The sequence below is a fragment of the Streptomyces longispororuber genome, assembly GCF_024448165.1.
Taxonomy (GTDB): domain Bacteria; phylum Actinomycetota; class Actinomycetes; order Streptomycetales; family Streptomycetaceae; genus Streptomyces; species Streptomyces longispororuber_A.
Window position 1 is genome coordinate 1 of record NZ_JAMOLN010000209.1, and the last position, 17,520, is coordinate 17,520.

The following is a 17,520-nucleotide window of genomic DNA, read 5'->3' on the forward strand; positions in this document are numbered from 1 at the left end:
GTGGTCGTCGCCGCCGTGCGCAAGGAGGTGCGGCCCGGGTCGCCGATCCTGCGGCACGCCACCCGTGTCACCGTGGTCGCCGTCATCGGCTACCTCCTCGGGAACGCCCTCCCGTTCGGGCACGGCTACTGGGCCCCCATGGCGGCCGTGATGATCATGCGGCCCGACTTCTCCCAGACGTACTCCCGCGCGGTGGCCCGCTTCGGCGGCACGCTCGTGGGCGTGGCCCTGGCCACCGGGGTCGTCCAGCTCACGACCCCGGACACCTACCTCTCCGCCGCCCTGGCCGTCACCTGCGCCTGCCTGATGTACCTGCTCATGCGCACGGGCCAGCTCGCGGCCCAGGCCTGCGTCGCCGCGTACGTCGTCTTCCTGCTCGGCATGGGCGGCGAGACCTGGGACCAGACCGTTCCGGAGCGCGTCGTGCTGACCCTGGTCGGCGGCCTCCTGGCGATGCTGTCGTACGCCCTGTACCCGGCCTGGGAGACCCCGCGCCTGCGCACCCGCCTCGCCGACTGGCTCACCGCGCTCGGCGGGTACGCGGCCGCGGTCGTCGGCCACTACGCCCACCCGGAGGGCAAGTCCTGCCCGGACGTCCGTGAGGCCCTGCTGAACGCCCGTAACGCCCACATCGCCTGGCAGGAGGCGGTGGCCAGGGCCAAGACCGAACCCGTACGGCACCGCGGCCTGTCCCGGGCCGCCGCCGACGACGCGGCGCACGCCCTGCACCACTTCGGCCGCGTCGCGATGCTGATGGAGGCGCACCTCCCGGAGCGCGACGCCACCCCGGTCCCCGCGGCCGAGCAGCTCGCCGACGCCCTGCGCGCGGCGACCCGCGACGGCGCCCGCGCGATCCGCGAGCGCCGCGTCCCGCGCTGGAAGCCGGTCCGTGCCGCCCTCGACGCCTGGGACGGCGAGGGCGTCCCCGACCGGGTCGTGCGCCGCGGCGCCGGTCTGCTCCTCGGCACCCTCGACGAACTCACCGAGGCCCTCGACACCGACGAACCCCCGATGACCGTCAAGCCCCAGGAGAAGCCCCAGGACGAGGTGCCGGGCAAGGCGCAGGACAAGGCCCCGGAAGCCCCGGAAACGCCGGACGGGCCGCGCGGCTCCTGAGAGCGCACGGCCCGACGGACGGGGCGGGACCGGTCAGTTGGTGGGCATCCCGCTCGGCAGCCCCTCCGGCAGCTTCCCGTCCTTCGACTTCGTGAAGGTGTCCCGCGCCCCGGCGTCCCAGGAGACCTTCATCGTCGTGCCGTCGTTGGACTCGATCGCGCCCATCGTGCGGTCGGTGCTGCCGTCCGCACACTTGAGGTTCAGCATCGGCTTGCCCATATCGGCCAGCGCTCCGACGCACAGGTGCCCGTCACCCGTGCTCAGCGACGCCTGCTTGCCGCCGACGACGAGGACGACGGGCTTCCCGTCCGTGGTGGCGCTCCAGATGCCCTCGGCGTCCTTCGCGGATCCGGTCGACCCGCCGGACGCGCCGCCGTCGGGCGCCGCCGACGAGGACGACCCGCCGTCCGACGCCTTGTCCTTGCTCTTGTCCTTGCCGCCGTCGTCACTGCTGCAGCCGGTCACCGCGAGAGCGGCCACGACGGCCGCGGCACCCGCGACGACCCGTACGTTCCTGATGCGCACAACATCCCCCTACGTCACTGCTGTTGTCCTGAATCGCGGCTGCAAGTTACCAGCAGTCACCAGGACGAACGACAGGCCACGGGCAGGAAAGCGGCGTGACGCACCTCTCACTCCTGACGGACCCTACCCTATTGAAAACGGGAGTCATTTTCATATACTGAGCCACATGGCACGCAACGAACTCCGCCCAGTGATCAAACTCAGGTCCACCGCGGGGACCGGCTTCACGTACGTGACGCGCAAGAACCGCCGCAACGACCCGGACCGCCTGGCCCTGCGCAAGTACGACCCCGTAGCGGGCCGCCACGTCGACTTCCGAGAGGAGCGATGACCACCATGAAGAACGGCATCCACCCCGAGTACGCCCCCGTCGTCTTCCGCGACCGGGCCGCCGGCCACAGCTTCCTGACCGGCTCGACGATGACGAGCGAGAAGACCGTCGAGTGGACGGACGGGAACACCTACCCCGTCGTCGACGTCGAGATCTCGAACGTCAGCCACCCCTTCTACACCGGCAACCAGCGGGTCCTGGACACCGCCGGCCGCGTCGAGCGTTTCCAGCGCCGGTACGGGAAGTAGCCGGCAGCGGAAGCAGAAGACCCTCCGGGGCGCGGCGGGTGCCGCGCCCCGGAGGGTCTTCGCCATGCCGGGGGTCAGAACGGGAACTGCGAGCGGCCGTGCTGGACCGAGATCCACTTCTGCGTGGTGAAGGCCTCCACGGTCGCCTCGCCGTTCAGCCGGCCGAGGCCGGACCGCTTCTCGCCGCCGAACGCCACGAGCGGCTCGTCGTGCACGGTCCCGTCGTTGACGTGGATCATGCCGGTGTCGATCTGCCGGGCGAACTCCACGCCCCGCTCGATGTCCCCGGTGTGCACGGCGCCGCTCAGCCCGTAGGGCGTGTCGTTCGCGATCCGGACCGCCTCCTCGTCCCCGTCGAAGGGAATGAGCAGGGCGACCGGGCCGAAGATCTCCTGGCGCAGCACCGGTGAGTCGGCGGGCAGGCCGGTGAGGACGACCGGCTCCACCAGGTTCCCGTCCACCTCGCCCCGGACGAGCGCGGTCCCGCCCTCGGCGAGGGCCTGCTCCACGACGGCCGAGACGGCGTCCGCCTGCGTGGAGTTGATGACCGGGCCGATCACGGTCGACGGGTCGCGCGGGTCGCCCGCCTTCAGCCCCTTGACCTTCGCCACGAACTTCTCCGTGAACTCCTTCTCGACCTTGCGGTCCACCAGGATCCGGTTCGCGGCCATGCAGACCTGGCCCTGGTGCACGTAGCGGCTGAAGACCGCCGCGTCGACCGCGTAGTCGATGTCGGCGTCGTCGAGCACCGTCAGTGCGCTGTTGCCGCCGAGCTCCAGGACCGCGTGCTTGAACTGTGAGGCGCACACGGTCGCGACGTGCTGACCGATCTTGTCCGAACCGGTGAAGGAGATGACCTTCGGCACCGGGTGGGTCAGGAGCGCGTCACCGATCTCGGCGATGTCCGTGATCACCACGTTCAGCAGGCCGGCCGGCAGCCCCGCGTCCTCGAAGATCTTCGCGACCAGCGAGCCGCCGACGATCGGCGTGTTCTGGTGCGGCTTCAGGACCACGCCGTTGCCCAGCGCCAGCGCCGGAGCGACGGACTTGAGCGACAGCAGGAAGGGGAAGTTGAAGGGGGAGATGACGCCGACCACCCCGACCGGCACCCGGTAGAGCCGGTTCTCCTTGCCGTCCACCGGGGAGGGGATGACCCGGCCCTGCGGGCGCAGCGCCAGCTGGACGGCCTCGCGCAGGAACTCCTTGGCGAGGTGCAGCTCGAACCCGGCCTTCACCCGCGTGCCGCCGAGCTCGTCGATGATGGCGTCGGCTATGTCCGCCTCGCGCTCCTCGACGATGCGCAGCGCCCGCTCGAAGACCATCCGGCGCGCGTATGCGTTGGTCTTCGCCCAGTCCTTCTGCGCCCGCTCGGCGGCCCGGTACGCCTCGTCGATCTCCTCGGCCGAGGCGACGGTGATCGAGGCCAGCTTGTCGCCGCTGTACGGGTTGAAGTCGATGATGTCCCAGGAACCGCGCCCGTCACGCCACTCGCCGTCGATGTACTGCCGGTCCAGTTCCGTGAAGTACGCCTGTGCGGACTGTGACGACTTTGAGGTCATGGGGAGATCCCTTGCTGCAGCGCCGGACACCTGAAGTGACGTCATGGTACGTCCGTTACCTGTCAGTTGCGGCAAGGGATCAGTCAACTGCCGTTGTATTTACGCGAATTCAGTCAGCACCCGGCGCAGCAGCGTCACGCTCTCCTCGGGCGAGGGGCACTCCTCCTGGAGCTGCGCCATCGCTCGCTCGTACTGCGCGACGTCCTCGCGCTTGTCCAAGTACAGGGCGCTGGTGAGCTGTTCGAGGAAGACGACGTCCGAGAGGTCGGACTCCGGGAAGGTGAGCACGGTGAAGGTGCCGGACTCGCCGGAGTGCCAGCCGTGGCTGAACGGCATGATCTGCAGCGTCAGATGGGGCAGTTGGGCCACCTCGATCAGGTGCTCCAGCTGTCCGCGCATCACGTCGCGCCCGCCCTGCACGCGGCGCAGCGCGGCCTCGTCGAGCACGATGTGGATGTCCGGCGCCCGCTCGGCGACCAGCAGCTTCTGCCGCTCCAGGCGCAGTGCCACGCGCCGGTCGATGTCCTCGGCGGCGGCGCCCTTCATGCCGTGCCGGACGACCGCGTGCGCGTACGCCTCGGTCTGCAGCAGGCCGTGCACGAACTGGGCCTCGTAGCCGCGGATCAGCGAGGCGGCGCCCTCCAGGCCGATGTACGTCTGGAACCAGCCGGGCAGCACGTCCGAGTAACTGTGCCACCAGCCCGCGACGTTGGCCTCTTTCACGAGGGAGAGCAGCGCGGTGCGCTCGGCCTCGTCCGCCACCCCGTACAGCGTCAGCAGATCCTCTACGTCCCTCGCCTTGAAGCTCACCCGTCCCAACTCCAAGCGGCTGATCTTCGATTCGGAGGCGCGGATCGAGTAGCCGGCGGCCTCTCGTGTGATGCCGCGCGCTTCCCTCAGGCGCCTCAGTTGCGAGCCCAGCAGAATGCGCCGCACCACCGAGCCGCTCGACTCCCCAGCGGTCACGTCTCTTCATCCTCCCCATCGGTTCAAGGGCCGCAGTCTGCCATTAAAACGCTCCAGCCCGTACTCGTTCGGTTACAGAAAGGGAGAGATGCCGAAAGAGCTGCGCAAGAAGTCGTAGGAAGAAATGAGCAAGAAGCGGTGCGGGAACGACCAAGTCGGGCGCGTGCACGTGCATCTGCCCTTGCATCCGATGTACGCATTCGGAACGATGGTCGTCACCACCGCTCGCTACGTACTGCGAAACTGGGGAGAGCCTCGCATGGGGACGAATGGATCGACCATGCTCGAGCCGTTAAGGCAGGGGTTGCCTCCGCTCGATCCCTCGGCCGTCTCCAGTGCCGCGTCGTGTGCCCTGCCCGCCCGCTACGAAGCGGTGCGCAGCGCACGGGAGTTCACCCGCCGCACCCTCGCCGACTGGGACGTGCCCGAGCGCTTCGACGACATCTGTCTGGTGGTCTCGGAGCTGGTCACGAACGCCCTGCGGCACGCGCTGCCGGCCGACACTCCGTACGACCAGGACCCGCCGGTGCGGCTGCACCTGATGCGCTGGGCCTCACGGGTGGTCTGCGCGGTGCGCGACCCCAGCAACGACAGCCCGGTCGCGGGCGACGGCGAGGGCGTGGTGGACGACTTCTCCTCGGAGTCCGGGCGCGGTCTGTTCCTCGTCGACTCGTTCAGCGACGGCTGGGGGTGGCATCCGCTGGCGGGCACGCTGAGCGGAAAGGTCGTCTGGGCTCTGTTCAGACTGTGAACGCGGGCCCGTATCGGCGTACGGACGGGTAGGGCGCAGCGCGTGCCGGATCTACGCGCGTCAGGGGCCCGCGATCAGATGGTCGAACTCCCCGTCCTTCACGCCGAGCAGCATCGCCTCGATCTCCGCGGGCGTGTACACGAGCGCGGGGCCGTCCGGGAAGTTCGAGTTGCGGACGGCGACCCTGCCGCCGGGCAGCTTGGCGAACTCCACGCAGGAACCCTGCGAGTTGCTGTGCCTGCTCTTCTGCCAGACCACTCCGTGCAGCTCCGTGGCCGCCATGCCGTTGTACACGTGATGCACGGTTCGCTCCCCGGTGGTGCTGTGACTGTGAACTGACCCTGTGACGGATGTGAAAGCAGTGGTCAACTGCCCCAACTGTCCAGGATCATAGCTGTGTTCATATGCCAATGCATGGGCAGATGCACGTGCACGCGGGGTGTTCCCTCGGTTACAGCGTTGTCAGTAGCTGCCGAGTACCTGCCCCAACGCGCGCATGACATGCGAACGCCAGCCACCGTCCATGATCTTCCGGGCCATCTCCTGCGCCGGGTCGTCCGGGTCGAACCCCTCGTGCACAAGGAAGAGACGCGTTCCGCGCCCTTCCGGCTCCAGGGTCCAAGTGATCGTCCAGTCCGCGGTGTTGGCGGGGTCGCGGTCGGCCCAGCGGACGCTCAGCATCCGCCCGTCCGCGTAGTCGAGCACCTCGACGTCGACCGTTCCCGAGAAGTTCGTGTTCGGGCGCGGGACCGAGGTCATCGCGTACCGGTGCCCGACCTGGAGCCGGAAGTCCTCGCTGCCCGGCATCATCCAGCGCCGGAGCAGTTCGGGCTCGGTCAGCGCCCGCCAGACCTTGGCCGGCGGGTGCGGGAAGAACTGGTCGACGGTGATGCGGGTGGGGTCGGGCTCGTCGGTGCTCATGGGGTGTCATCGTCGGGCATGGCGTCCAGCACGTCGCCGAGGCCGGTCAGCCGCTGCCGCCAGAACCGCTCGTAGGGGTGCAGCCAGTCCTGCACGTCGGCGAGCGGTGCGGCCTCCAGCCGGTAGATCCGCTGCCGGCCTGCCCGCTCCTCGCTCACCAGTCCGGCCTCCCGCAGCACCTTCAGGTGCTCCGACAGGCTCGGCCGGGCCATGTCGAACCGGTCGGCGATGGCCCCCGCCGGCTGCGGCCCCCGCTCGCGCAGCAGCCGCAGGACCTCGCGCCGGGTGCCGTTGGCGAGCGCGGCGAACAGCCGGTCCTGCCCGGCGGTGTCACGCACGCTCGCGGTGGCCATGGCGTCAGAAGCCTTCCTTCTCCGTGATCAGCATCAGACCGTTGCCGTCCGGGTCGCGGAAGGCCGCCATCCGTCCCCACGGCAGCTCGTCGGGACCGCTGACCTCGACCCCGGCGGCGGCCAGGCGGGCGCAGTCGGCGTCGACATCGGTCGTGACCAACATGATCCCCTGCGCCGATCCCGGCACGAAACCGCCCATGCCCGGGCCGGAGAGCGTGAAGACGGTCTGCGCGCCGGCGGGGGCGACCTGCAGCCAGCGGCCCGGCGGCATCTCGCGGTCCGCGGTCACTGCGAAGCCGAGCACGTCGACGTAGAAGCGCAGGGCCCGGTCCTGGTCGGCGACGGGGAGGGTGACGAAGGAGGCGTGGGTGACGTTCATGCGTCACGATAAGTAGGAGATTCCCTACGCGTCAAACGTAGGAAATTTCCTACACGTAAATCGGTGACGCCGTCCGCCTTGCGGCCAGAACCTGACCGCAAGCCTCCCTATCTTTCTCGGTACCGGCAGCAAGGCGACGACGAAAGGCGGCCCCCGATGGTCATGCACGTTTCTCCCGAAGCCCGAGGCGACGAGCGCGGGGCGCTGCTCGCGTTCATCGAGGAGCAGCGGGGCGGCATCCGCCGGTCCCTGCTCGGACTCACCGACGAGCAGGCGTCCGCCACGCCCAGCGCCAGCTCCCTGTCCCTGGTGGGGATCGCCAAGCACGTGGCCGAGGTCGAGGAGGGCTGGATCGCCCTGGCCGGCGGCCCGAAGCCCCAGGTGGAGCGCACGCAGGAGGCGTATCTGGACGGCTTCCGGCTCCTGGCGGGCGAGTCGGTGAAGTCCGTCCTCGCGTACTGGGAGGACGTGGCGCGCCGCACCGAGGAGTTCTTCCGGGCGGCACCCGGGCTCGACGACACGTTCCCGCTGCCCGACGAGCCCTGGTTCCCCGACGGCCAGGAGGTCTCGCTGCGCTGGCTCGGCCTGCACCTGATCCGCGAGACGGCCCGGCACGCGGGCCACGCCGACATCGTCCGGGAGTCCCTGGACGGCAAGACCGCCTTCGAGCTGGTGGCCCTCGCCCACCAGTGAGGACCCGTGACGTCCTACGCTTGACTCCATGTCAGCGATCCGCCTCCTGGTCCTCGGGGCCGTACGCCAGCACGGCCGCGCGCACGGCTACCAGGTGCGCAACGACCTGGAGTACTGGGGCGCCCACGAGTGGTCGAACGCCAAGCCGGGGTCGATCTACCACGCCCTGAAGCAGATGGCGAAGCAAGGGCTGCTGGTCGCGCACGAGGTCGCCCCGTCCACGGCGGGCGGCCCGCCGCGCACCGAGTACGAGATCACGGAGCAGGGCACCGAGGAGTACCTCGCCCTGCTCCGTGAGTCGCTCACCGCCTACGACCAGCGGCCCGACATCCTCACGGCGGCCCTCGGCTTCATGGTCGACCTGCCGCGCGAGGAGGCGATGGGCCTGCTCAAGGAGCGGGTGCGCCGGATCGAGGAGTGGCGGACCTCCGTCACCGAGTACTACACGCCCGAGGACGGCCCCGAGCAGCTCGGCCACATCGGCGAGATCATGAACTACTGGGTGTACTCGGCGGACACCGGCGCGAAGTGGACCCGGGGGCTGATCGCCCGGATCGAGGGCGGCGCGTACACCTTCGCGGGCGAGGGGGATCCCTTCGTCGGCGTGCTCGCGGAGGGGCAGGAGAACCCCTTCGCCACGGGGGAGCAGGCCGAGCGGACTCGGCGGGCCCCGGGGGACGACCGCTAATCAAGTTTGACGAATGAAGGGCGGTCGGTTACCTTCGTCCACCTAGTCAAGTTTGACTAGGTGGACTGTGCGACGAGCGGAGGGAGCCGGATGACGGACGCGATCGTCACCGAAGGGGTGCGCAAGCGGTACGGGGACAAGGCGGCGCTGGACGGGCTCGACCTGACGGTCGGCCGGGGCACCGTGCACGGCGTGCTCGGGCCGAACGGGGCGGGCAAGACCACCGCCGTCCGCGTCATGGCGACGCTGCTGCGCGCGGACGAGGGCCGCGTCGTGGTCGCGGGCCACGACGTGCGCACCGCGCCGGGCGAGGTGCGGCGCCGAATCGGGCTGCTGGGCCAGCACGCGGCGCTGGACGAGGAGCTGAGCGGGCGGCAGAACCTGGAGATGTTCGGCCGCCTCCACCACCTGGGGGCGCGCAGGGCGGGCGTGCGGGCCGACGAACTCCTCGCCCGGTTCGGCCTCGCGGACACCGGCCGCAAGGCCGTCAAGGCGTACAGCGGAGGCATGCGGCGCCGGCTCGACCTCGCGGCGTCCCTCATCACCGACCCCGAGGTCCTCTTCCTCGACGAACCGACGACGGGCCTCGACCCGCGCGGCCGCGCCGAGGTCTGGGCCGCGGTGCGCTCGCTGGTGGGCGGCGGCACGACGGTGCTGCTCACCACGCAGTACCTGGAGGAGGCCGACCAGCTCGCCGACCGGATCTCGCTGGTCGACCGGGGCCGGGTCGCCGCCGACGGCACGCCGGACCAGCTCAAGGCGCGACTGGGCGGCGACCGGATCGACGTGATCGTCCGCGACGCGGCCCAACTCCCGCGCGTCGCCGACCTGGTGCCGTCCGGCGCCGTGGTCGACGCGGACCGGCGGCTGGTCAGCGCGCCGGTGAAGGACCGGATGGGCGCGCTCACCGACGTCGTCCGGGCCCTTCAGGAGGCCGGGATCGAGGCGGAGGACGTGGCGCTGCGCAGGCCGACGCTCGACGAGGTGTTCCTGCGGCTGACGGAGGTACGGGTATGAGCACCGCGATCACCTGGGCGGTCACGGATTCGTGGACCATGACCCGCCGCGAGCTCGCCCACTGGGCGCGGCAACCGGTACAGGTCCTGGTGGGCCTCGTCTTCCCCGTGATGCTGCTCGTGATGTTCGGGTATCTGATCGGCGGTGGCAAAGGCATCGAGGGCGGCTCCGACGAGTACGTGTCCTTCCTCGTCCCCGGCATGCTGGCGCTGACGATGGCGTTCGGCCTTGAGTCGACGATGCTGGCGGTGACGCAGGACCTGAACAAGGGCGTGATCGACCGGTTCCGGGCCATGCCGATGACCAACGGGGCGGTGCTGGTGGGCCGTTCGGTGGCCGACATGGTGCAGTCTGCGGCGGCGCTGGTGGTCATGGCGGGTGTCGGATACGCGCTGGGCTGGCGGGTGCACGGCTCCGTCGGGGCGGTGGTCGGCGCCTTCGGGCTGCTGCTCCTGTTCCGGTTCGCGATGCTGTGGATGGGGATCTGGCTGGCGATGGTCGCGGGGAGGCCGGAGCTGGTGCAGGCCGTGCAGATCCTGGTGTGGCCGGTGGGGTTCCTCTCCAATGCCTTTACGGTGCCGTCGACCATGCCGGGCTGGCTCGGGGCGGTCGTCGAGTGGAACCCGATGTCGGCGACGGCGTCCTCGGTGCGGTTCCTGTTCGGTAATCCGGGTGGGGCGGACGAGGTGGCACTGGCGTTGGCCTGGCCGGTGGGGTTGGTGGCGGTGTTCTTCCCGCTGGCGGTACGAAGGTTTGCTGCGCTGAGCCGGTAGGGGGCGGGGTGCGTCGGTGCCGGTGTGTGGGGGCTGGTCGCGCCCCGCGGCGGAGCCGCCAGTGACACAGCCCCGCGCCCCTGAGCATCTGCCGTGTTGCGGGGTGTTTTCGACCGCGGGCCGGTGGGGCTTCTCGCGCAGTTCCCCGCGCCCCTGAGATGCGCACCTGCGGTGCGCATCTCCCCGGCGGGGGAAGGCTGCGCGCAGCGCATGCCTTCCAGGGGCGCGGGGAACTGCGCGAGCGACCACGACGCGACCCGCGCCGGAAATGGATGCGGGACATGGCAGACGCTCAGGGGCGCGGGGCTGTGTCATGAGCGGCTCCGCCGCGGGGCGCGAGGAGGCCCACCGGTCCGCAGGCGCCGTCCCAGGAGCAGGAGTTCGTCCGGGGGCGGATGGCGGTGCAGCCGCCCCCGGGGACCCGGTCAACCGCTAGTGGTGGAAGCCCGTCGCCGCCTCGCGGTCACGCGTGAAGGGGTGCGGCTGGCGGCGAAGCTCCGGCAGCAACCGCCCCAGGTCCTCCACCAGGAGCTCCGCCAGGTCCGACGAGAAACCGTTGCGGCACACCACCCGCAGGACGGCCAGATCCTCCCGGTGCGCCGGGAACGTGTAGGCCGGGACCAGCCACCCCCGCTCCCGCAACCGCCGCGACACGTCGAACACGTCGAACGCCTTCACGTCGTCCGCCGTGGTGAACGCGAACACCGGCAACTCGTCGCCGCGCGTGATGAGGTGGAAGTCGCCCAGTGCCTCGATCCGCTCGGCGAGCCCCCGCGCCACGTCCCGCGTGGCCTGCTGCACCGCCCGGTACCCCTCCCGGCCGAGCCGCAGGAACGAGTAGTACTGGGCGACCACCTGCGCCCCGGGCCGCGAGAAGTTCAGCGCGAACGTGGGCATGTCGCCGCCCAGGTAGTTCACCCGGAACACCAGCTCCTCCGGCAGGGCGTCCGCGTTCCGCCACAGGGCCCAGCCGACCCCCGGGTACACGAGCCCGTACTTGTGGCCGGACGTGTTGATCGACGCGACCCGCGGGAGGCGGAAGTCCCACGCCAGGTCGGGGTCGAGGAACGGCGCCACCATCGCGCCCGACGCCCCGTCCACGTGCACCGGCACGTCGAGCCCGGTGCGCTCCTGCAACTCGTCGAGCGCGGCGCACAGTTCGGCGATCGGCTCGTACGAACCGTCGAAGGTCGACCCGAGGATGCCGACGACCCCGATCGTGTTCTCGTCGCACAGCTCGGCCGCCGCCGCCGGATCCAGATGGAACCGGTCGCCCTCCATCGGCACCTGCCGCGCCTCCACCTCCCAGAAGGTGCAGAACTTCTCCCAGCAGACCTGCACGTTCACGCCCATGACGAGATTGGGGCGGGCCTCGCGCGAGGGATAGCGGTCGGCGTTGCGCCGCATCCAGCGGCGCTTCAGGGCCATCCCGGCGAGCATGCACGCCTCGCTCGACCCGGTCGTCGAACAGCCCACGGCGGACGTCGGATCCGGCGCGTTCCACAGGTCGGCGAGCATGGCGACGCAGCGGCGCTCCAGCTCCGCCGTGCGCGGGTACTCGTCCTTGTCGATCATGTTCTTGTCCCGGCACTCGCCCATGAGGACGCCGGCCTGCGGCTCCATCCACGTGGTGACGAAGGTGGCGAGGTTGAGCCGGGAGTTGCCGTCCAGCATCAGTTCGTCGTGGACGAGCTGGTACGCGGTCATCGGGGCCAGCGGCCGGTCCGGCAGCCGGTGCTTGGGCGGCGCGTCCGCCATGCCGGCCGTGGGATTGGCCTCGCCGTAGAAGGGGTTGACGGCGAGCGGCCGTTCGCCGGGCTTGTCGGAAGGGCTCTGGTGCAAGGGGGACATGACCGTAACTCCTTTACGGACGAAACGAGTCGGCGTCGGCCGGGCTCAGCGCAGGGCCCGGCCGTCCTCCGACAGTTGCATCTGCGGCCGTCCGGTCACCAGGAGCCAGGCGGGCAATGACGCGATACACATCAGGGCGATGATCGCGGGCGAGGCGACGAGGACCGCCGCCGTGAAGAGGCTGACCCAGCCCGAGCGGGTGACGGCGAGCAGGACGCCGAGGACGCCCGCCGCGATGCCGACCGACGCATTCACGCCGGGGACGAGCGCGTGCGCGCACAGCCCGAACGCGGCGCCGACGAAGACCGCGGGGAAGATCCGGCCGCCCCGGAACCCGCAGGACGCCGCGATCAGCAGCGCCGCCAGCTTCACCACGGTCAGCAGCGCGAACTCGCCGGCCGACCGGCCCTCCGGGTCCGCCGCGATCTCCTTGACCTCCTCCAGGCCCTTGAACAGCGTCAGATGGCCGCCGAGCGCGCCCAGCAGGCCGAGCACGAGCCCGCCGGCCGGGAGCATCAGCATCGGGTGGCCGAGCCGCCCGAAGGCGCCGTGCACGTACGGGAACGCGTACACCGCCAGCATGGTGAGCACGGCCGCCGCGCAGGCGACGATGACCGCGGACGCCAGGTCGGCCAGGCCCGGGTGATCGAACGGGGCGAGCCCCAGGTCGAAGGAGGGCGAGGCGACGAGGGTGGTGGTCAGCGCGCCGGCCGAGGCGGCGAGCAGCGGCCCGAAGAGGTTGTCCCACAGCGAGCCCTTGAGCGGCATCGCCCGTCCGGCGAGGGCCTCGGAGACCAGCAGCGCCGCGGCGATCGGGGTGCCGAACAGGGCGCCGATGGTGGCCGCGGAGGCGAGGTTCGGCCAGAGCGCGGCGGGCGAGGCGGGCAGCAGGGTGCGGCCGAGCCAGAACATCAGGCCCACGTTCACGGCGATGATCGGGTTCTCGGGGCCCAGGCTCGGCCCGCCGGCCAGCATCAGGGCGGCGGCCAGCGCGAGACCCGGCAGGACGCGGGGCGCCAGCGGTTCCTCGCCGCCGAGGCCCATCGTGGCCGGGTCGGGGCCCGCGTGCCCGGGCGCCTTCCAGACGACGAGCCCGACCAGGACGCCCGTCAGGGTGAGCATGACGATGATCCAGAGGGACGAGTATCCGCCGACGCCGAGCGCGTCGGGCAGATCGTCCCAGAGCACGTCCTGGAGCCGTTCGGCGATCCAGCTGAGGGCGAGGAAGAGCAGACTGCAGACGACACCGACGACGATCGCCGGCGCGACGACCGGCAGCAGGGTGCGAGCGGACACGGCGGGAGGAGCCGGGGGAGGGGCCGTGGGCGGGCCCGATGGCGACGGGGCTTCGGCGGGAGTGCTCACGCGGTCACCCTAAGCGGACATTCGCCACATAACACCCGGAAGTGTTCGGTCGGATGCGGGCCGGAACGACTTGCACCTCACGTGACGTGAGGACGCAGGCTGATGGACGTACGACCCGTACGACCTGCGTACGGCATGGAGAGCGCGCACGTGAAGGAGAGCGGGCCATGAGTTACTCGGTGGGCCAGGTGGCCGGATTCGCCGGGGTCACGGTGCGGACGCTGCACCACTACGACCAGATCGGCCTGCTCGTCCCGAGCGAACGCAACCACGCGGGCCACCGCCGCTACAGCGAGGCGGACCTCGACCGGCTCCAGCAGATCCTCTTCTACCGGGAGCTCGGCTTCCCGCTGGACGAGGTGCAGACCCTGCTGGACGACCCGGCGACGGACCCCCGCGCCCACCTGCGGCGCCAGCACGAGGTGCTCGTCGCCCGCATCGAGAGACTGCAGAAGATGGCCGAGGCCGTCGAACACGCCATGGAGGCACAGAAGATGGGGATCCAGCTCACACCTGAGGAGCGGTTCGAGGTCTTCGGGGACAAGGACCCGGAGGAGTTCTCCGAGGAGGCCGAGCGCCGCTGGGGCGGCACGGCCGCGTACGCCGAGTCGCAGCGGCGGGCCGCGACGTACACCAAGGAGGACTGGCAGCGCATGAAGGCCGAGGTCGACGACTGGAGCGCGCGCTACGCGGCCCTCGTCGCGGCCGGTGAGGAACCGACCGGCGAGCGCGCCCTGGAGATGGCAGAGGAGCACCGCGCGCACATCTCCCGGTGGTTCTACGAGTGCCCGTACGAGATGCACGCCGCACTCGGCGCCATGTACGTGGCCGACGAGCGCTTCAAGGCGTTCTACGACTCCATGGGCGAGGGCGTCGCCGACCACCTGAGCTCCGCGATCCACGCGAACGCGCAGCGGCACCAGGAGTGACGCACGCCGGGCCCACCCGGCCCACCCGGCTCACACCATGGGCTCCTGGGCGATGACGGCGGCCGTCCCGTACGCGCACACCTCCGCGGCCCCGTCCATCGCCTCGGTCACGTCGAACCGGAACATGAGCACGGCGTTGGCGCCCCGCGCCCGCGCCTGCTCGACGAGCCGCTCCATGGCCTGGTTCCGGGTCTCGACCAGCGTCTTGGTCAGGCCCTTCAGCTCGCCGCCGACCATGGACTTCAGGCCGGCGCCGATCTGGCTGCCGAGGTGCCGGGACCGTACGGTCAGCCCGAAAACCTCGCCGATGACCTGCTGGACCCGGTACCCCGGTACGTCGTTCGTAGTGACGACGAGCACATCCGCCTGCGGATTCTGGCCGCCGCCGAAGTCTTCGATACCCATACCGACAGGTTTGCCACAGTTGACGCACAGTGCATCCTGAGAGGGCCACTGGAACCTGGCAGGGAAACCCGGCGTTGATAACTTTGCACCGCCATTGCCCTTGCCTGCCTCACCCCCTTCAGGAGCCCGGACCCGTGATGACGCTTGCTCTCGGACCAAGCTGGCTGGACCCGGACTATCTGCTGAACACGTTCGGCATCTGGGGCCTGCTCCTGATCGTGTTCGCCGAGTCGGGCCTGCTCATCGGCTTCTTCCTGCCGGGTGACTCCCTGCTGTTCACGACGGGTCTGCTGATCACGGCCGGCACCCTCGACTTCCCGCTGTGGGGAGCGGTCGCGCTGATCTGCCTCGCGGCGGTCCTCGGTGACCAGGCGGGGTACGTCTTCGGCAAGAAGGTCGGGCCCTCGCTGTTCCGGCGGCCGGACTCCAAGCTGTTCAAGCAGGAGAACGTGCAGAAGGCGCACGAGTTCTTCGAGAAGCACGGCCCCAAGTCGCTGGTCCTGGCCCGCTTCGTGCCCATCGTCCGCACGTTCACGCCGATCATCGCGGGCGTCTCCGGCATGAAGTACCGCTCGTTCATCACGTTCAACGTGATCGGTGGCGTGCTCTGGGGCGCGGGCGTGACGCTGCTCGGCTCCTGGCTGGGGAACATCGAGTTCGTCCACAAGAACATCGAGGCGATCCTGATCCTGATCGTCCTCGTCTCGGTGGTCCCGATCGCGATCGAGTTCCTCCGAGCCCGCAGCAAGTCCAAGAAGACGGCCGCAACCCCGGGCCAGCCCTCGCAGGCAACCCCGTCCCAACGCGGCCGCCACGCCAAGCGCTAGCGCTCCGCTGGGGGACCGGGCGTTCTGCGGCGACTGCGGACCGGGGCCCGGCAGACGCCGAACCGGAGCTAGAAGCCTCGCGTCCGCTTCGCCGCGCGGCGGCCCGACGCCCCGGGGGAGCGGATGAACAGGCGGGAGATCTCCCCACCCAGGTTCACCCCGATCGCGATGGCCATCGCCAGCGCCGCCGCCTTGGACAGCGACACCAGCCCGGCGTCCACGTCGTTCTGGGCGATGTGCAGCAGCCCGAAGTACGTCGCCGAACCCGGCAGCAGCGGCCCGATCGCCGCGGTGACGTACGGCAGCGCCGAAGCGAACTGGTACCGCGAGAAGAGCTGACCGAACAGACCGACGAGCCCGGCCGCCGCCGCGGTGGACGCCACCGGCGAGATCCCGCCGGCGTAGTGCATGGCCCCGTAGACCACCCACGCCACCCCGCCGTTGAGGGTCACGGCGATCACGGTCGACCGCTCCTGCTGCAACAGCACGGCGAACGCGAGGGACAGCGCCATCGACGCCGCGATCTGCCAGTACGGCCGCTGCGGACCCGTCAGCGCCGCCTCCGGGTTGAGCTGCGCGTGCAGCTGCACCCCCACGTACAGCATGATCAGCACGCCGATGACGATGCCCACGAAGAAGTACATGACTTCCAGGAGGCGGGCCGCGGCCGTGATGTAGAAGCCGGTCAGACCGTCCTGGACGCCCGCCACCAGCGCCCGCCCCGGCAGCAGCGCGAACAGCCCACCGGTGATCACCGCGGAGGCCCGCACGTCCACGTAGTCGTGCGCCAGCGTCAGCAGGATGCCGATCGCGGCGGGCGGCATCGCGGCCACCGTGAACTGGTAGAACTCCGGGAACCCGCGCCCCGCGCACAGCCAGGCCAGCCGGTCCCCGAGCATCGCGCCGATCGCCGCCGCGACGAACACGATGAGATCACCGCCGACGAGGATGGAGGCGGCGCCGGCCAGCAGCCCGTTCGCCGCGGTGAGCGCCCAGCCGGGGTAGGGGTGCCGGTTGCGGCGGATCTCCGCGAGCCGCCGGTAGGCCTCCTCCAGGGTGACGCCCGCGGCCTCGTGCTCCGCGTCGCTGATGTCGTCGACGAGCCGGAACACCGCGGCGAGCCGGTTGTAGTCCGTGCCGCGCCGCCGCACCGTGCGCGAGGCCGTCACCGGATCGTCGACCAGGGACGGCTGGAAGGAGATCGACAGCAGCGTGAAGGTGACCGTCGGCTCGCACCGGTCGAGGCCGTAGGACCGGCACACGGCGAACATCGCCGCCTCCACGTCCTCGGCGCCCTCACCACCCGCGAGCAGCAGCTCCCCGATGCGCAGCGTCAGGTCGAGCACGCGCGGCACGGCGGGCCCCGCGTCGTCCTCCTTCGGGACCTTCTCCGGCGCGGGCCGCTCGGCGACCGGCATCCGCAGCATCGTGCGCATCCGGTCCTGCCAGGGCGCCTCCTTGGTCAGCCTGACCACGGGGATGCCCTGCGGGGGAGTGAACGCGGGCGGCGACTGCCGGGCGCTGTACGTCCGGGGCGGCGTGAACGCGGACCCCTCCGACTCGACGGCGTCCGCCGGCGGCACGCTGAACCCCTGCGGAAGCGAGAACTCCGACGTGGTCGACGCCTCGTCGTCCACCACCGGCGCCGATGACACCACTCCGATGGGCTGGGTGAACGCACTGCGCGCCTCGTCGGACTGCGGTTTGCGGTCCTCCGGGGCCTCGGACTCCCGTTCCGTCACGTCTGCCGATCCTCGCCCTTCGCACGACTACTGACGCGTCTGCCTCATCTAGGCCTCAGTATGCGCACGATTACACGAACG

The 17,520-nt window shown here is 70.5% G+C and carries 20 protein-coding genes and 1 pseudogene; 10 read left to right on the forward strand and 11 right to left on the reverse strand.

Annotated features, from left to right (window positions below; all coding sequences use genetic code 11):
* On the forward strand, positions 1 to 1,116 hold a 1,116-nt coding region (locus tag M4J07_RS38860; protein ID WP_255980249.1), incomplete at its 5' end, for an FUSC family protein.
* Positions 1,117 to 1,149: 33 nt separating this feature from the next.
* Here M4J07_RS38860 and M4J07_RS38865 read toward each other — a convergent pair.
* Entirely contained in the window at positions 1,150 to 1,641 is a 492-nt protein-coding gene (locus M4J07_RS38865; RefSeq protein ID WP_255980251.1) for a hypothetical protein, read from the reverse strand.
* Positions 1,642 to 1,807: 166 nt separating this feature from the next.
* Between M4J07_RS38865 and rpmG the strand changes: the two genes are divergently transcribed.
* Together rpmG and M4J07_RS38875 are read left to right on the forward strand one after the other, a co-directional pair.
* Positions 1,808 to 1,972 carry a 50S ribosomal protein L33 gene (gene rpmG / locus M4J07_RS38870; RefSeq protein WP_255980253.1) on the forward strand — a complete coding sequence of 55 codons (165 nt, stop codon included), beginning with the start codon at positions 1,808 to 1,810 and terminating at the stop codon, positions 1,970 to 1,972.
* Between the two features lie 5 nt (positions 1,973 to 1,977).
* Positions 1,978 to 2,220 carry a type B 50S ribosomal protein L31 gene (locus M4J07_RS38875; RefSeq protein ID WP_255980283.1) on the forward strand — a complete coding sequence of 81 codons (243 nt, stop codon included), beginning with the start codon at positions 1,978 to 1,980 and terminating at the stop codon, positions 2,218 to 2,220.
* A gap of 74 nt (positions 2,221 to 2,294) precedes the next feature.
* Here M4J07_RS38875 and M4J07_RS38880 read toward each other — a convergent pair whose 3' ends face one another.
* Both M4J07_RS38880 and M4J07_RS38885 read right to left on the reverse strand, forming a co-directional pair.
* Positions 2,295 to 3,779 (reverse strand): aldehyde dehydrogenase family protein, encoded by a 1,485-nt coding sequence (locus tag M4J07_RS38880; RefSeq protein WP_255980255.1) that lies wholly within the window; start codon positions 3,777 to 3,779, stop codon positions 2,295 to 2,297.
* A 99-nt stretch (positions 3,780 to 3,878) separates the two neighbouring features.
* Positions 3,879 to 4,745: a helix-turn-helix domain-containing protein gene (locus tag M4J07_RS38885; protein ID WP_255980256.1), complete on the reverse strand. Its 867-nt coding sequence runs from the start codon at positions 4,743 to 4,745 to the stop codon at positions 3,879 to 3,881.
* A 259-nt stretch (positions 4,746 to 5,004) separates the two neighbouring features.
* Here M4J07_RS38885 and M4J07_RS38890 point away from each other — a divergent pair, with 259 nt between their 5' ends.
* Positions 5,005 to 5,496 (forward strand): ATP-binding protein, encoded by a 492-nt coding sequence (locus M4J07_RS38890; RefSeq protein WP_255980257.1) that lies wholly within the window; start codon positions 5,005 to 5,007, stop codon positions 5,494 to 5,496.
* A 60-nt stretch (positions 5,497 to 5,556) separates the two neighbouring features.
* Here M4J07_RS38890 and M4J07_RS38895 read toward each other — a convergent pair whose 3' ends face one another.
* The 4 genes from M4J07_RS38895 to M4J07_RS38910 form a co-directional block, all read right to left on the reverse strand.
* Positions 5,557 to 5,799 carry a DUF397 domain-containing protein gene (locus tag M4J07_RS38895; protein WP_255980258.1) on the reverse strand — a complete coding sequence of 81 codons (243 nt, stop codon included), beginning with the start codon at positions 5,797 to 5,799 and terminating at the stop codon, positions 5,557 to 5,559.
* 159 nt (positions 5,800 to 5,958) lie between these two features.
* Positions 5,959 to 6,417 (reverse strand): SRPBCC family protein, encoded by a 459-nt coding sequence (locus M4J07_RS38900; RefSeq protein WP_255980259.1) that lies wholly within the window; start codon positions 6,415 to 6,417, stop codon positions 5,959 to 5,961.
* Positions 6,414 to 6,770 carry a metalloregulator ArsR/SmtB family transcription factor gene (locus tag M4J07_RS38905; RefSeq protein ID WP_255980260.1) on the reverse strand — a complete coding sequence of 119 codons (357 nt, stop codon included), beginning with the start codon at positions 6,768 to 6,770 and terminating at the stop codon, positions 6,414 to 6,416. The genes M4J07_RS38900 and M4J07_RS38905 overlap by 4 nt, the downstream gene beginning before the upstream one ends.
* 4 nt (positions 6,771 to 6,774) lie before the next feature.
* A complete protein-coding gene (locus M4J07_RS38910) occupies positions 6,775 to 7,149 on the reverse strand; it encodes a VOC family protein (RefSeq protein ID WP_255980261.1) in 375 nt (124 codons plus the stop codon).
* A gap of 156 nt (positions 7,150 to 7,305) precedes the next feature.
* On the opposite strand from M4J07_RS38910, the gene M4J07_RS38915 reads away from it, so the two are divergent.
* The 4 genes from M4J07_RS38915 (at position 7,306) to M4J07_RS38930 (ending at position 10,320) form a co-directional block, all read left to right on the forward strand.
* A complete protein-coding gene (locus tag M4J07_RS38915) occupies positions 7,306 to 7,842 on the forward strand; it encodes a DinB family protein (RefSeq protein ID WP_255980263.1) in 537 nt (178 codons plus the stop codon).
* A 28-nt stretch (positions 7,843 to 7,870) separates the two neighbouring features.
* Positions 7,871 to 8,530, forward strand: a complete 660-nt coding sequence (locus tag M4J07_RS38920) for a PadR family transcriptional regulator (RefSeq protein ID WP_255980265.1) — start codon at positions 7,871 to 7,873, stop codon at positions 8,528 to 8,530.
* A gap of 90 nt (positions 8,531 to 8,620) precedes the next feature.
* Positions 8,621 to 9,547, forward strand: coding sequence for an ATP-binding cassette domain-containing protein (locus M4J07_RS38925; RefSeq protein ID WP_255980267.1), 927 nt, complete (start codon positions 8,621 to 8,623; stop codon positions 9,545 to 9,547).
* Positions 9,544 to 10,320: an ABC transporter permease gene (locus M4J07_RS38930; RefSeq protein WP_255980269.1), complete on the forward strand. Its 777-nt coding sequence runs from the start codon at positions 9,544 to 9,546 to the stop codon at positions 10,318 to 10,320. Before M4J07_RS38925 ends, M4J07_RS38930 begins: the two co-directional genes overlap by 4 nt.
* 432 nt (positions 10,321 to 10,752) lie before the next feature.
* Here M4J07_RS38930 and M4J07_RS38935 read toward each other — a convergent pair whose 3' ends face one another.
* Positions 10,753 to 12,171 (reverse strand): glutamate decarboxylase, encoded by a 1,419-nt coding sequence (locus M4J07_RS38935; protein WP_255980271.1) that lies wholly within the window; start codon positions 12,169 to 12,171, stop codon positions 10,753 to 10,755.
* 45 nt (positions 12,172 to 12,216) lie between these two features.
* Complete coding sequence (locus M4J07_RS38940) at positions 12,217 to 13,467, reverse strand: ion channel protein (protein WP_255980273.1); 1,251 nt, start codon at positions 13,465 to 13,467, stop codon at positions 12,217 to 12,219.
* A gap of 236 nt (positions 13,468 to 13,703) precedes the next feature.
* Between M4J07_RS38940 and M4J07_RS38945 the strand changes: the two genes are divergently transcribed.
* Positions 13,704 to 14,465 carry a MerR family transcriptional regulator gene (locus M4J07_RS38945; protein ID WP_255980275.1) on the forward strand — a complete coding sequence of 254 codons (762 nt, stop codon included), beginning with the start codon at positions 13,704 to 13,706 and terminating at the stop codon, positions 14,463 to 14,465.
* A gap of 30 nt (positions 14,466 to 14,495) precedes the next feature.
* Here the strand turns inward: M4J07_RS38945 and M4J07_RS38950 are convergent, their stop codons facing one another.
* Positions 14,496 to 14,870, reverse strand: a complete 375-nt coding sequence (locus M4J07_RS38950; protein WP_255980277.1) for a YbjQ family protein — start codon at positions 14,868 to 14,870, stop codon at positions 14,496 to 14,498.
* A gap of 137 nt (positions 14,871 to 15,007) precedes the next feature.
* Here M4J07_RS38950 and M4J07_RS38955 point away from each other — a divergent pair.
* Positions 15,008 to 15,667 (forward strand): annotated as a pseudogene (locus M4J07_RS38955) (DedA family protein); the annotation flags it as partial.
* Between the two features lie 98 nt (positions 15,668 to 15,765).
* On the opposite strand, the gene M4J07_RS38960 reads toward M4J07_RS38955, so the two are convergent.
* Positions 15,766 to 17,439, reverse strand: coding sequence for a threonine/serine exporter family protein (locus M4J07_RS38960; protein WP_255980281.1), 1,674 nt, complete (start codon positions 17,437 to 17,439; stop codon positions 15,766 to 15,768).
* Between the last annotated feature and the right edge of the window lie 81 nt (positions 17,440 to 17,520).